This is a genomic window from Sorangium sp. So ce375 (assembly GCF_051473855.1).
Classification (GTDB): Bacteria; Myxococcota_A; Polyangia; order Polyangiales; family Polyangiaceae; genus Sorangium.
In genome coordinates this window covers 1,205,714-1,218,425 of sequence record NZ_CP150335.1, presented here as the reverse complement: position 1 = coordinate 1,218,425, position 12,712 = coordinate 1,205,714, and the positions used below count along the sequence as shown (strand labels likewise).

The window sequence follows — 12,712 nt, the reverse complement described above, 5'->3', positions numbered from 1 at the left end:
CCTGGCTCCGTGCGCTGCTCTTCGGTGCGGCATCTTGCCTGTGCTTGTGCACGCTCCCCGGCCCCGCGGCCGGCGCGGACGGCGCCGCGGCGACGCCCGCGCCGGACGCGGTGGAGAAGGCGCAGAGCCTCTTCAAGAAGGGCGCTGCCCTCTACGAGAGCAAGCGCTACGCGCTCGCGCTGGAGCAGTTCCGGGCCTCGTACGCGGCCGTGCCGAGCCCGAACTCACGCCTCTACATCGCGCGTTGCCTCGCGGATCTCGGCGATCACACCGAGGCGTACCTCGAGTTCGATCAGGTCGCGGCGGAGGCCGCGTCCCGCGCGAAGGACGAGCCGCGTTATGCCCAGACGGAGCAGACGGCGCAGCTGGAGCGAGACGAGCTCGCGCGCAAGATCGCCCTCGTCACGGTCACGGTCGCGCACCCGGACGCGGCGACCTCGCTCGCGGTGGCCGGCAAGGACGTCCCGCGCGAGCGATGGGGCAAGCCGTTCCCGGTCAAGCCGGGCAAGACCGAGATCGTCCTGCGCACCAAGCTCACCTCGACGCCGCAGACGGTCGATCTCTCGGTGGGCGAAGCGAGGACCGTCTCGCTCGACGCCGAGCCGAGCGGCCCGGTCGAGGCCGTCTCCGGCTCTCCGCCGCTCCTCGACGAGGGCGCGCTCCCCCCCTCGACGGAGGCGCCCTCGCCGCGCGCGTACCTGCGTCCTTACGCCTATGCCGCTGGTGGCGTGGGCGTGGCGGGCCTCGCCATGTTCACCGTCGCCGGGCTGATGGCGAACAGCACGTACAGCGAGCTCGCCGAGAGCTGCCACGGCCCCTGCCCCAGCGATCGCAAGGACGACGTCGACGCCGGCAAGGCGCAGAAGACGGTCGCGAACATCGGCGTCGTGATCGGCGCGCTCGGGCTCGCCACGGGCACGACCCTGCTGATCCTGAGCTTCACCGGAGGCGGCGCTGACGGCTCGCAGAGCGCCACGGCCTCGACGCAGCTGCTCGTCGGCCCCGGGTTCGCCAGCCTGCGCACCAATTTCTGAGGCGCGGGGCTCCCCCGCTGCGGATACGGGGGTGCCGAGACGGCAGCTCTCGAATTGCAACTGCGGAAATAAGGAACGGGCAGGATCGCTGTTGCGACCCTGCCCGCTTCATGTCGGTGCGCTCGCGGTTGACGCGGAGCGATCAGCGACCGCCCGGACCGCCCTTGGCGACCTTGGCCTTCTTGTCCCCGGAGTGGCCGTGGAACGTGCGCGTCGGGGCGAACTCACCCAGCTTGTGGCCGACCATGTTCTCCGTCACGAACACGGGGACGAACTTCCTCCCGTTGTGCACGGCGAAGGTCAGGCCGACCGACTCGGGCAGGATCGTCGAGCGGCGCGACCACGTCTTGATCACCTTCTTGGCATTGGTCGCCTGGGCCGCCTGGATCTTCTCCAGCAGGTGACCGTCAATGAAGGGCCCTTTCTTAATGCTCCTCGGCATGACTAACCCTTGGTCCCGCGCCGCCGGACAATCATCCCGTCGGTGCGCTTGTTGTTCCGCGTCTTGAGGCCCTTCGAGAGCTGACCCCACGGCGAGCACGGATGGCGCCCGCCGCTCGTCCGGCCCTCACCGCCGCCCATCGGGTGATCGACGGGGTTCATCGTGACACCGCGGTTGTGCGGCCGGCGCCCGAGCCAGCGCGAACGCCCCGCCTTGCCGAGGCTGATGTTCGCGTGCTCGGAGTTCGACACCTGCCCGATCGTGGCGCGGCAATCGAGGTGCACCTTCCGGATCTCACCGCTCGGGAGGCGGACCTGCGCATAGTCGCCGTCCTTCGCCATGAGCTGCGCAGCCACGCCGGCCGAGCGCACGAGCTGACCGCCCTTGCCCTTCTTGACCTCCACGTTGTGGATCGAGGTGCCGGGCGGGATGAAGCGGAGCGTCAGGCTGTTGCCAGGCTTGATGTCCGCGTTCCGGCTCGCGAGCAGCGTCGCCCCGACCGCGAGGCCGTCGGGCGCCAGGATGTAGCGCTTCTCGCCGTCCACGTAGTGCAGGAGCGCGATCCGCGCCGTGCGGTTCGGATCGTACTCGATGGCGGCGACCTTCGCCGGGACGCCGATCTTGTCGCGCCGGAAATCGATGATCCGATAGCGCTGCTTGTGACCACCGCCGCGGAACCGCGACGTGATCCGGCCGTTGTTGTTCCGGCCGCCGGTGGACGTCTGCTGCTCGAGCAGCGACCGCTCGGGCTCGACCTTCGTGATCTCCTTGAAGTCGCTGACCGAGTAGTAACGCCGCGCCGGCGAGGTCGGCTTGAAGGATCTGATTCCCATGGCTATTCCGCCTTCTCGTCGAAGAACTGGATCTCGTCACCCTCCTTGAGGGTGACGATCGCCTTCTTCCAATTGCGCAGCTTCGCGTAGCCGCGCCCCATGCGCTTTTCCTTGCCGCGCATGATCATCGTGTTGACGTCCAGGACGCCCACCTTGAAGAGCGTCTGGATGGCGTCCTTGATCTGGATCTTGTTCGCCTCGCGGCGGACCTCAAAGATGACCTTGTTGCCTTGGTCGCGGAGCCGGCTCGACTTCTCCGTGAGGATGATTGGCCGGCGGATGATCTGCTCGGGCTGCATGTCGGACTCCCCTGACTAGCGAAGGCAACGCGCCTCGAGCGCCTTGGCGGCGTCCCTCGAGACGATGAGGTGGTCGTGCCTGAGGAGGTCGTAGACGTTGACCCCTTCCGGCGGCAGGTACTGGTGGTTCTCCAGGTTGCGGAGGCTCTTCACCAGCTTCTCGTTGCCGGCCGTGTCGACGACCAGCGACTTCCGATCAGCCTGCAGCGTCGTCAGCGTGGCAGCGATCGCCTTGGTCTTGACCTCGGCGACCTCCAAGCTATCGAGCACGATGAGCCGCCCCTCCTTCGCGAAGAGGGAGAGCGCGCTCTTCAGGGCGCCGATGCGCACCTTGCGCGGCGGACGGTACGACCAGTCCTTCGGCTCCAGGGCGTGCGCCATGCCGCCGCCCGCGTGGTGCGGCGCGCGGATCGAGCCCTGGCGAGCGCGGCCGGTGCCCTTTTGACGATAGAGCTTCTTCGTGGAGCCGGCGACCGCGCTCCGCTCCTTGGTGGCCTTGGTGCCCGAGCGGCGGGACGCGAGCTGCGCCTTCACGACCTCGTAGAAGAGGTGCTCTTTCACCTCGGTCCCGAAGACCTCGTCCGAGAGGTCGAGCTCCCCGACCTGCTCCCGCTTGAGGTTGTAAACGGTAACCTTCATGGTACCTGGACTCCTAGCTCTTGATCTCGACGTCGACGCCGGCCGAAAGGTCGAGCTTCATCAGCGCGTCGAGGGTTTGCTGAGTCGGCTCGATGATGTCGAGAAGCCGCTTGTGCGTCCGGATCTCGAACTGCTCGCGCGACTTCTTGTCGACGTGGGGCCCCCGCAGCACCGTATAGCGACGGATCTCGGTGGGCAGCGGGATGGGTCCCGCGACGTGCGCTCCGGTCCGCTTCGCCGTCTCGACGATATCGCTCGTCGACTTATCGAGCAGCTGGTGGTCGAAGGCCTTGAGGCGAATCCGGATCTTGGTTGTATCAGCCATGGTGCTCTTCCTACGCGAGGATCTTGGTGACGACGCCGGCGCCCACCGTCTTGCCGCCCTCGCGGATGGCGAAGCGCATCTGCTCCTCCAGCGCGACCGGGGCGATGAGCTCGATCGTCATCGTGATGTTGTCGCCCGGCATCACCATCTTCACCCCCTCGGGGAGGTTCACCGTGCCGGTCACGTCCGTCGTGCGGATGTAGAACTGCGGCCGGTAGTTGGTGAAGAACGGCGTGTGGCGCCCGCCCTCCTCCTTCTTGAGGACGTACACCTCACCGGTGAACTTCGTGTGCGGCGTGATCGACCCGGGCTTCGCCAGCACCTGGCCGCGCTCGATCTCTTCCTTCTCGACACCGCGGAGCAGACACCCGACGTTGTCGCCCGCCTGCCCCTGATCGAGCAGCTTGCGGAACATCTCGACGCCGGTCACGACCGACTTCTTCGTGTCCTTGAAGCCGATGATCTGCACCTCGTCGCCGACCTTGATCACGCCGCGCTCGATGCGGCCCGTGGCCACCGTGCCGCGGCCCTTGATCGAGAACACGTCCTCGATCGCCATCAGGAACGGCTTGTCGATGTCGCGCACCGGCTCGGGGATGTAGCTGTCGAGCGCGCTGAGGAGCTGCTGAATCGTCTCCTCCCACTTCGGGTCGCCCTGCAGCGCGGGCAGCGACGCGCCCCGGACCACCGGCGCGTTGTCGCCGTCGAACTTGTACTTCGACAAGAGCTCGCGGACTTCCATCTCGACAAGGTCGAGCATCTCCGGGTCGTCCACCGCGTCGCACTTGTTGAGGAACACGACGATGTGGTTCAGGCCGACCTGCCGGGCGAGCAGCACGTGCTCGCGCGTCTGCGGCATCACGCTGTCGAGCGACGACACGACGAGGATCGCCCCGTCCATCTGCGCCGCGCCGGTGATCATGTTCTTGATGTAGTCGGCGTGCCCGGGGCAGTCGACGTGCGCGTAGTGGCGGTTGGCCGACTCGTACTCGACGTGCGCCGCCGCGATGGTCACCGTCTTCGTCTCGTCACGGACCGTCCCGCCCTTCGCGATGTCGGCGTACGAGATCGCCTTCGCCAGGTTGCGCTTCGACTGCACCTTGACGAGCGCCGCCGTGAGCGTGGTCTTGCCGTGGTCGATGTGACCGATGGTGCCCACGTTCACGTGCGGCTTCGTACGAGTGAATTTCTCCTTGGCCATGGCGTCTCTTTAACCTCGCTGCTTGACGACGATCTCTTCCTGGATCGCTGCCGGAACCGGTGCGTAATGAGAAAACTGCATCGAATGGGTCGCGCGGCCTTGCGTCTTGGAACGGACGTCGGTCGCGTAACCGAACATGGTGGCGAGCGGGACCTCTGCGCGGATCACCCGGGTGTTCGCGCGTTGCCCCATATCGAGGATGCGGCCACGCCGCGAGTTGAGGTCCCCGATGACGTCCCCGAGGTAGTTCTCGGGCGACACGACCTCGACGGCCATCATCGGCTCGAGGAGCACGAGCCCCGCCTTCTTGGCGCCGTCCTGGAAGGCCATCGACGCGGCGACCTCGAACGCGGGCCCCGAGGAGTCGACCTCGTGGTAGCTGCCGAAGTGGAGCCGCACCTTGATGTCGACGACGGGGTAGCCCGCGAGCACGCCGCGGCCCATCGCGTCCCGGATGCCCTTCTCGATCGAGGGGATGAACTCCTTCGGGATGATGCCGCCGACGATATCGTTCTCGAAGACGAAGCCCGCGCCGCGCTCCGCCGGCTCGATGTCGATCCTCACGTGACCGAACTGGCCGTGCCCGCCCGACTGCCGGACGAAGCGCCCCTCCACGTCGGTCGCCTTCTTCGAGATGGTCTCCTTGTAGGCGACCTCGGGCTTGCCGACGTTGGCGTCGACCTTGAACTCGCGCTTCAGGCGGTCGACGATGATCTCGAGGTGGAGCTCACCCATCCCGGCGATGATCGTCTGCCCCGTGTCCTCGTTCGTGAAGGTGCGGAACGAGGGATCCTCGTAGGCGAGCTTCTGCAGGCTGAGCCCGAGCTTGTCGAGATCGACCTTTGTCTTCGGCTCGATGGCGATCGAGATCACGGGGTCCGGGAACTCCATCCGCTCCAGCACGATCGGGTGCTTCTCGTCACAGAGCGTGTCCCCGGTGCGGGTGTCGCGGAGCCCCACGGCAGCGTAGATGTTGCCCGCGTAGCAGACGTCGATCTCCTCGCGCTTGTTCGCGTGCATGCGGAGGATGCGCCCGAAGCGCTCCCGCTTGCCGCGCGTCGAGTTGAGCACGCTGACGCCGCTCTTCGTCGTGCCGGAGTAGACACGGAAGAAGGTGAGGTTGCCGAACTGGTCGTTCATGATCTTGAACGCCAGCGCCGAGAACGGCTCGTCGTCGCCCGCCTTGCGCGAGACGACCTTGTCCTTCTTGTCGGGCAGCGTCCCCTCGACGGCCGGGATCTCGACCGGCGACGGCAGGTAGTTCACCACGCCGTCGAGCAGGAGCTGGACCCCCTTGTTCTTGAACGCCGAGCCGCACAGGACGGGGACGATCTTGAAGCCGAGGGTGCCCGCGCGGATCGCCGCGTGGATCTCCTGCTCGGTGATCTGGTCGAGCTCGCCGGCGATGAACTTCTCCATCACCTTGTCGCTCGCGTCGGCGCACGCCTCGATGAGCTTCTCCCGGAGCTCCTTGCACCGCGGCAGGAGGTCCGCCGGGATCTCCTGCCAGTCGTAGCGCTGGCCCTTCGTCTCCTCGTCGAAGACGGCGGCCCGGAGGGTCACGAGGTCGATCACGCCGCGGAACGAGTCCTCCGCGCCGAGCGGGTAGTGGATCGCCACCGGGTTCGCGCCGAGGCGCTCGCGGATGGAGTCGACGCACATGTCGAAGTCGGCGCCGATCTTGTCCATCTTGTTGATGAACGCGATGCGCGGGACGCCGTACTTGTCGGCCTGCCGCCACACCGTCTCGCTCTGCGGCTCGACGCCGTTGCCGCCGTCGAACACCGCCACCGCGCCGTCGAGCACGCGGAGGCTCCGCTCGACCTCGATGGTGAAGTCGACGTGACCGGGCGTGTCGATGATGTTGATCCGGTGAGAGACGCCCTTCTGGGGCCCCTGCTCCGGCGACCAGAAGCAGTTCGTCGCGGCGGACGTGATGGTGATGCCGCGCTCCTGCTCCTGGACCATCCAGTCCATCGTGGCTGCGCCCTCGTGGACCTCGCCGATCTTGTAGTTGACACCCGAGTAATAAAGGATGCGCTCGGTGACCGTGGTCTTGCCCGCATCGATGTGGGCCATGATCCCGATGTTGCGCGTCCGTTCCAGGCTGTACTCGCGTGCCACTTTTCCTTCTCCGTCGTGTGATGCGTGGGGTGAGGGTTCCGGACTCAGGATGCAAAACACCCTCTCCAGCCCGGCCCGCCGCCGTTGTGGCGGGCACTTGAACCTGGAGAGGGTGTCGGGGTACAGCAGCAGCTTTTCTAGGTCCCGCGAGGGCGAGCGCTGTCGCGCTGCCTCGAGAGGACCGGCTCTGTAACCCGATCCTTATGTCGACTGTGCCATCTCGCTCTACGCGTCTCCTCGCCTGGAAATGCGACGTGACATACGTGAAATGACGAACCAGCGCAGATCCTGGATCTGCGCTGGCCTCGCTGACCTACCAGCGGTAGTGGGCGAACGCCTTGTTGGCCTCCGCCATCTTGTGCGTGTCGTCGCGCTTCTTGACCGCGTTGCCGCGGTTCTGCGCCGCGTCGACGAGCTCGGCGGCGAGCCGCTCGCGCATCGTCTTCTCGCCGCGGCCGCGCGAGTAGGTTACGAGCCACCGCATCGCCAGCGCGACGCGACGCTCGGGGCGGACCTCGACGGGGACCTGGTAGGTCGCGCCGCCGACGCGCCGGCTCTTCACCTCGAGCTTCGGCTTCACGTTGTCGAGCGCCTTGCGGAAGACGTCGATCGGCTCCTCCTTGAATCGGTCGCGCACGATGTCGAACGCGCCGTAGAGGATCCCCTCGGCGGTCGCCTTCTTGCCCGACTGCATCAGGGAGTTCGTGAACTTGGCGACGAGCTTGTCCTTGTACTTCGGGTCCGGAATGATCTTCCGCTTCGGGACTTCGCGACGACGGGGCATCTTCGTTCCTCTGCTGGCTTTCGCGCGTTCAGGCCGATCAGGCCTTCGGGCGCTTCACGCCGTACTTCGAGCGCTTGCGGTTGCGGGTCGCCTTGTTGGTGGAGCTCGGCCCGGCAGCGCCGGACGCGTCGAGCGTGCCGCGGACGACGTGGTAGCGCACGCCCGGCAGGTCCTTAACACGGCCGCCGCGGATGAGGACGACCGAGTGCTCCTGCAGGTTGTGACCTTCGCCCGGGATGTAGCTCGTCACTTCCATCTGGTTGCTCAGCCTGACGCGGCAGACCTTGCGGAGCGCCGAGTTGGGCTTCTTCGGCGTCGTGGTATAAACACGTACGCACACGCCTCGCCGCTGCGGGCAGGACTTGAGCGCAGGAGAGGCCGTTTTGTAACGAGCGGCCTCGCGGCCTTGGCGGATGAGCTGGCTGATGGTCGGCATAGTGACGCGGATTTCCACCTGAGGGATGGGGACGCGCAGGATACCCAGGAGGCGACCCATGTCAAGCGGGACGACACCCGTTCGTGTTGGATGCGCCAGCGTGCCGTTCGGCCACGTGGATTGCGGCCATCGCGAGCGTTGCGTCGGTCGCGTCGGTCGCGTCCGTCGCGTCCGTCGCGTCCGTTGCGAGCATCGCATCGATCGCGTTGCCGCGCTGCTTGCGGCGGCTGCATCGTCCGCGTCGTTCGGCTCGGTTGCGTCGTTCGGCTCGGTTGCGTCGGTTGCGTCGCGCCTGCGGGGGCCGCCCGTGCGCGGTTCGTAGAGGGGCTCGGCGTGCGCCGGCGGCACCGGGAACACGCGGGAGCCTCCGCGCGCCGCACGAGTCGGACGCCGTCACACGCCGGCGGCCCTTGGCGGCCCGGCTGCTGTTCGGTACGGTCGCTGCGTGGCGAAGAAGCTCTCACGCGCCCAGCGTAAAGAAGGCCGGCGCAAGGCGCCGCAGGGCGGCGCCGCGTCGACGACTGCATCCCCCGTGGACTCGGGCGGCGCGGCGCCCTCGTCGCGAAGCGATCGGGGCGACGGCGCGACAGCGCGAGGCCCCACGGTGACGCACGTCGAGCCGACGAGCCGCAGCGGCGACGGCGCGCGAGCGCGCGGCGCCGCTGCTCCGAGCAGCGTGAAGCCCGCACGAGCGCGCGGCGACGACGATCGATCCCCTCGGCGGGGCGGCGTCGAGGCGCAGCCCGCGCGAGCGCGCGGCGGAAGCGCACGGACGAAGCCAGGGAGAGATCGCGTGCTCCTGGTCTTCCTGGGCCTCGTGGCGCTCGCCGCGGTGATCGTGTTCGCCGCGCAGTCTCCCCGCGCACCGGAGCGCGCCGCGCCGGAGCCCACGACGGCCGACCCGGCAAAGGAGCACGCCGCGAAGCCGTCCATCGCTGACCCCGCTGAGCCGACCGCAACGGGCGAGCTGCCGGCGCGACCTCCCGTCGACTCGTCGCCTCCAACGATCGTCACGGCCGAGCCGGCCGCGGGGGAGCCGGCGCCCGCCGCGAGCCAGCAGCGTGCTGCAGCCAGCGCCTCGCCAGAGGGAGCAGCCGCCAGCGCCGCTCCGCAACGAGCAGCCGCCAGCGCCACCGGACCAGCGGCAGCCGCCCCGCCGAAGAAGCGCGCAAGCGCAGCGAAGCCGACCGCCGCGCCGCCCGGGGCGACGCCGACAGCGCGGGAGACGCCGACGGCGGCAACGCCGACCGCGGCGACGCCGACCGCGGGGGCGGCGCCTCCGCCGGAGCCGGCCCAGGCGCCTGCCGAGCTTCCACACGAGTGATCGCAACCGCCGTGATGAAAGGACGCCCGAGATGCTTCGCTTGAATGCCTTGCTCGACGCCGCCCGAAAGCCGGGTTGCTCGCCGCGCTCCGGCGGGCAGACGCTCGCCCTGCCGCTCGGCGTCGCGCTGTCCGGCCTCCTCGCCGCGACGACGGCGGTCGCGCAACCGGCGCCGCAACGACAGCCTCCTGCTGGCGCCCCCGTGGCGCCGAGCGTCGCGCGGCAGCAGTCCGGTGCCGCCGCAGCGCCGCCTGCCGCCGCACCGCCTGCCGCCCCGTCGCCGGCTGGTGCGGCGCTGCAGCCCGGCGGCGCTGCCCCTGCGCCGCCAGGCGCTGCGCCACAGCCCGCTCCGCCAGCTGCCGCCGCGCCGCCGTACCCGGCGGTCCCCTACTACCCGGCGCCGCCACAGCACGCCCCTCAGGCTGACCCGGGCGCCGCCCCGCGCTATCCGCCGCCTGGTCCCCCGGGCGCCTACGCGCCCTATGGCGGCGCCTACCCTCCGCTCCCGCCGGGTTATCCGGTGAACCCATCGGAGATCCCGCCTGCGCCGCCCCCGATTCCCCTGCGCCGGAAGAGCCCGAGCATGATGTGGGGCGGCATCGCGCTCACCGCGGGCGGCACGATCGCGTTCTTCACCGGGACCGGCCTGCTGGCGTCGGCGAGCAATCGCTACGAGATCTACTGCGATTTCGGGGGATCCATGGGCGTCTGCGAGACGCGTGCCGATGGGCCTCGCCAGGTCGCCGGCGCGCTCGTCTCCGTGGCGGGCGGCATCATGATGGCCGTGGGCATCCCGCTCTGGGTCATCGGCGGCAAGAAGGTGCCGGCCGACGGCGCGGCCCCCGCGGCGCCTGCGCAAACCACGCTCTCGATCGGCCCGGGATCCGCCGCGTTGCAGACCCGGTTCTGAAGCGCTCCCCTCGCCCGCTCCCGGGCGCGCGGGGCCGCTGGAACGCCTCTTCCACGTCTACCCTTGCGCTGACGCTTCGTCCCTCAGGACAGGCCCTTCTTCTTCTTGACGCCCTTGCGGTGGCGCGGCCCGCCGTCCGCCATGCCCGTGGGCACGCGGAGGATGTGGAAGCGCCCGCCGCCCCGCGCCAGCGGATCGCTGAGCTTCACCCGCTCGCGCGCGAGCTCGATGAAGCGAGACTGCGCCCGGAGCTGCGGGGCGCCGGCGGGCTGCTGGAGCTTGTGGTAGCTGCCGTCGCTCGCGAGCTCCCAGGTCTTCGCCGTGTCGGACATCACGGTGTTCAGCATATCCTCCACGCGCGTGCGGATGGCGGGCTCGATGATCGGGATCATCAGCTCGACGCGGCGATGGAAGTTGCGCGGCATCCAGTCGGCGCTCGACATGTAGACCTCCTCGTTTCCGCCGTTCGCGAACCGGAACAGGCGCTTGTGCTCGAGGAAACGATCGATGATCGCGCGCACCTGGATCCGCTCTGACAGGCCCGGGATCCCCGGCCGGAGGCAGCAGATGCCGCGCACGGCGAGCTTGATCTCGACCCCGGCCTGCGACGCAGCGTAGAGCGCGTCGATGACGTCGACGTCCACGAGCGCGTTCATCTGCGCCACGATCTCCGCCTTGCGCCCGGCCCGCGCGTGGGCCTCCTCACGCGCGATGAGGCCGAGCACCGCCTCGTGCAGGCCGAGCGGCGCCACGAGGAGGCGGTTCCACTTGGGCGGCGCGCTGTAGCCGGTCAGCAGGTTGAAGAGCGAGGTCATGTCCTCGCCGATCTCCCGGTTCGCCGTGAACAGGCCCATGTCGGTGTAGAGCCGCGCGGTCTGCGGGTTGTAGTTGCCCGTCGAGAGGTGCACGTAGCGGCGCAGCTTGTCCTTCTCGCGCCGCACGACGAGCAGCGCCTTCGCGTGGGTCTTCAGCCCGAGCAGGCCGTAGATCACCTGCACGCCGCTCTGCTCGAGCGTCCTCGCCCACTGGATGTTGCTCGCCTCGTCGAACCGCGCCTTCAGCTCGACGATGGCCGTCACCTGCTTGCCGCTCTCGGCCGCGCGCGCGAGCGCCTTCAGGATCGGGGAGTCGCCGCCGGTCCGGTAGAGCGTCTGCTTGATCGCGAGCACGTTCGGGTCGTCGGCAGCGCGGGAGACGAACTCGGCGACCGGATCGAACGACTCGTACGGGTGGTGCAGGAGCACGTCCTGCTCCCGGATGACGGCGAAGACGTCCTCGACGTCCCGGAAGAGCGGCGGGACCTGCGGCGCGAACGGCTCGTCGCGGTACTCGCGGCGCTCGTCGTCCGCGACGATGCCCATGAGGTCGGCGATGTGGAGCGGCCCAGGCACCCGGTAGACGGCGTGCGCCGCGTCGACCTTGAGCGCGCGGCAGAGCCGCTGGACCGAGGTGCCGGCGCCCTCGCCGAAGCCGATCTCCAGGCGCACGGCGTTGCCGCGATCGCGCCGGCGGAGCTCGGCCTGGATCGTCTCGAGCAGGTCCTCGCCCTCCTCCTCGTCGATCTCGAGGTCCCAGTTCCGGGTGACGCGGAAGGGGTACGTGCCGCGCAGCCTGCCCGAGGGGAAGAAATCCTTCACGTGCCGGGCGATCACGTCCTCGAGCAGGACGAACGCGCGCGTCGCGCCCTCCACGCGGACCCGCATCAGCCGGCTCAGCCCCGGCGGCACCTGGATGACCGCGAAGCCGGGCTCCTGCGCTTCATGCTCTCGGGAGAACATGATCCCGAGGTTGATCATCTTGTTCCGCAGGTGCGGGAACGGGTGCCCCGGGTCGATCGCGATCGGCGTGAGGATCGGGAAGATGTCCGTGCGGAACCGCTCGTCGAGCGCGCTGAGCTCGGTCGCGTCGAGCTCGTCGGGCCGGACGATCACGATGCCGGCGCGCTGGAGCGCCGGGATCAGATCCGAGTGCCACAGCTGGTAGGCGTCATCGACGAGCGCGTGGACCCGCGCGCTGATCGCCACGAGCTGCTCGTGGGGCGTGAGCCCGTCCGGCGGGACCTCCGCGATCGTGCGCTGCGTCTGCGCCTGGAGGCCGGCGACGCGCACCATGAAGAACTCGTCGAGGTTGGAGAAGAAGATGCTCAGGAACTTGAGGCGCTCGAACAGCGGCACCTCATGCGCCCTGGCCTCCGCCAGCACCCGCGCGTTGAACTCGAGCCATGAGAGCTCGCGGTTCAGGTAATGCGCCGGGTCCCCTTCGACAGGGATCACCCCCGCGACGGCCGGGATCGACACCGGGCCGCTGGACGGGGCCGCGCTCCCCCCGGATCTCACGCTGGGTGGACCGCCCGGGCGCGAT

At 68.9% G+C, this 12,712-nt stretch carries 13 protein-coding genes; 3 read left to right on the top strand and 10 right to left on the bottom strand.

The window, feature by feature from the left end:
* Positions 1 to 44 precede the first annotated feature (44 nt).
* Entirely contained in the window at positions 45 to 1,034 is a 990-nt protein-coding gene (locus tag WME90_RS04705; RefSeq protein WP_437279858.1) for a tetratricopeptide repeat protein, read from the top strand.
* A 142-nt stretch (positions 1,035 to 1,176) separates the two neighbouring features.
* Here WME90_RS04705 and rpsS read toward each other — a convergent pair whose 3' ends face one another.
* The 9 genes from rpsS to rpsL all read right to left on the bottom strand — a co-directional run bounded on the left by rpsS (position 1,177) and on the right by rpsL (position 8,117).
* A complete protein-coding gene (rpsS, locus tag WME90_RS04700) occupies positions 1,177 to 1,476 on the bottom strand; it encodes a 30S ribosomal protein S19 (RefSeq protein WP_012233480.1) in 300 nt (99 codons plus the stop codon).
* 2 nt (positions 1,477 to 1,478) lie between these two features.
* Positions 1,479 to 2,309: a 50S ribosomal protein L2 gene (rplB, locus tag WME90_RS04695; protein WP_437279857.1), complete on the bottom strand. Its 831-nt coding sequence runs from the start codon at positions 2,307 to 2,309 to the stop codon at positions 1,479 to 1,481.
* A gap of 2 nt (positions 2,310 to 2,311) precedes the next feature.
* The gene (locus WME90_RS04690; protein ID WP_437279856.1) at positions 2,312 to 2,608 is read right to left on the bottom strand and encodes a 50S ribosomal protein L23; all 297 of its coding nucleotides are present in this window, start codon (positions 2,606 to 2,608) and stop codon (positions 2,312 to 2,314) included.
* 15 nt (positions 2,609 to 2,623) lie between these two features.
* Positions 2,624 to 3,247, bottom strand: coding sequence for a 50S ribosomal protein L4 (rplD, locus tag WME90_RS04685; protein WP_437279855.1), 624 nt, complete (start codon positions 3,245 to 3,247; stop codon positions 2,624 to 2,626).
* A gap of 13 nt (positions 3,248 to 3,260) precedes the next feature.
* Positions 3,261 to 3,572, bottom strand: coding sequence for a 30S ribosomal protein S10 (rpsJ, locus tag WME90_RS04680; protein WP_012233476.1), 312 nt, complete (start codon positions 3,570 to 3,572; stop codon positions 3,261 to 3,263).
* A gap of 10 nt (positions 3,573 to 3,582) precedes the next feature.
* Positions 3,583 to 4,773 carry an elongation factor Tu gene (tuf, locus tag WME90_RS04675; RefSeq protein ID WP_012233037.1) on the bottom strand — a complete coding sequence of 397 codons (1,191 nt, stop codon included), beginning with the start codon at positions 4,771 to 4,773 and terminating at the stop codon, positions 3,583 to 3,585.
* A 9-nt stretch (positions 4,774 to 4,782) separates the two neighbouring features.
* Positions 4,783 to 6,897 (bottom strand): elongation factor G, encoded by a 2,115-nt coding sequence (gene fusA / locus WME90_RS04670; protein ID WP_437279854.1) that lies wholly within the window; start codon positions 6,895 to 6,897, stop codon positions 4,783 to 4,785.
* Between the two features lie 313 nt (positions 6,898 to 7,210).
* On the bottom strand, positions 7,211 to 7,681 hold the full coding sequence (gene rpsG / locus WME90_RS04665) for a 30S ribosomal protein S7 (RefSeq protein WP_012233474.1): 471 nt from the start codon (positions 7,679 to 7,681) through the stop codon (positions 7,211 to 7,213).
* Between the two features lie 37 nt (positions 7,682 to 7,718).
* Positions 7,719 to 8,117, bottom strand: coding sequence for a 30S ribosomal protein S12 (gene rpsL / locus WME90_RS04660; RefSeq protein WP_012233473.1), 399 nt, complete (start codon positions 8,115 to 8,117; stop codon positions 7,719 to 7,721).
* A 445-nt stretch (positions 8,118 to 8,562) separates the two neighbouring features.
* Here rpsL and WME90_RS04655 point away from each other — a divergent pair, with 445 nt between their 5' ends.
* Positions 8,563 to 9,441 (top strand): hypothetical protein, encoded by an 879-nt coding sequence (locus WME90_RS04655; RefSeq protein ID WP_437279853.1) that lies wholly within the window; start codon positions 8,563 to 8,565, stop codon positions 9,439 to 9,441.
* Positions 9,442 to 9,472: 31 nt separating this feature from the next.
* On the top strand, positions 9,473 to 10,351 hold the full coding sequence (locus WME90_RS04650; RefSeq protein WP_437279852.1) for a hypothetical protein: 879 nt from the start codon (positions 9,473 to 9,475) through the stop codon (positions 10,349 to 10,351).
* Between the two features lie 83 nt (positions 10,352 to 10,434).
* Here WME90_RS04650 and ppk1 read toward each other — a convergent pair whose 3' ends face one another.
* Positions 10,435 to 12,648 carry a polyphosphate kinase 1 gene (ppk1, locus tag WME90_RS04645; protein ID WP_437279851.1) on the bottom strand — a complete coding sequence of 738 codons (2,214 nt, stop codon included), beginning with the start codon at positions 12,646 to 12,648 and terminating at the stop codon, positions 10,435 to 10,437.
* Positions 12,649 to 12,712 lie beyond the last annotated feature (64 nt).

What these genes read in the sequence shown, in the direction of transcription:
- rpsS (WP_012233480.1), bottom strand. Translation starts at nt 1,476, where the DNA reads ATGCCGAGGAGCATTAAGAAAGGGCCCTTCATTGACGGTCACCTGCTG.
- rplB (WP_437279857.1), bottom strand. Translation starts at nt 2,309, where the DNA reads ATGGGAATCAGATCCTTCAAGCCGACCTCGCCGGCGCGGCGTTACTAC.
- WME90_RS04690 (WP_437279856.1), bottom strand. Translation starts at nt 2,608, where the DNA reads ATGCAGCCCGAGCAGATCATCCGCCGGCCAATCATCCTCACGGAGAAG.
- rplD (WP_437279855.1), bottom strand. Translation starts at nt 3,247, where the DNA reads ATGAAGGTTACCGTTTACAACCTCAAGCGGGAGCAGGTCGGGGAGCTC.
- rpsJ (WP_012233476.1), bottom strand. Translation starts at nt 3,572, where the DNA reads ATGGCTGATACAACCAAGATCCGGATTCGCCTCAAGGCCTTCGACCAC.
- tuf (WP_012233037.1), bottom strand. Translation starts at nt 4,773, where the DNA reads ATGGCCAAGGAGAAATTCACTCGTACGAAGCCGCACGTGAACGTGGGC.
- rpsG (WP_012233474.1), bottom strand. Translation starts at nt 7,681, where the DNA reads ATGCCCCGTCGTCGCGAAGTCCCGAAGCGGAAGATCATTCCGGACCCG.
- rpsL (WP_012233473.1), bottom strand. Translation starts at nt 8,117, where the DNA reads ATGCCGACCATCAGCCAGCTCATCCGCCAAGGCCGCGAGGCCGCTCGT.
- WME90_RS04650 (WP_437279852.1), top strand. Translation starts at nt 9,473, where the DNA reads ATGCTTCGCTTGAATGCCTTGCTCGACGCCGCCCGAAAGCCGGGTTGC.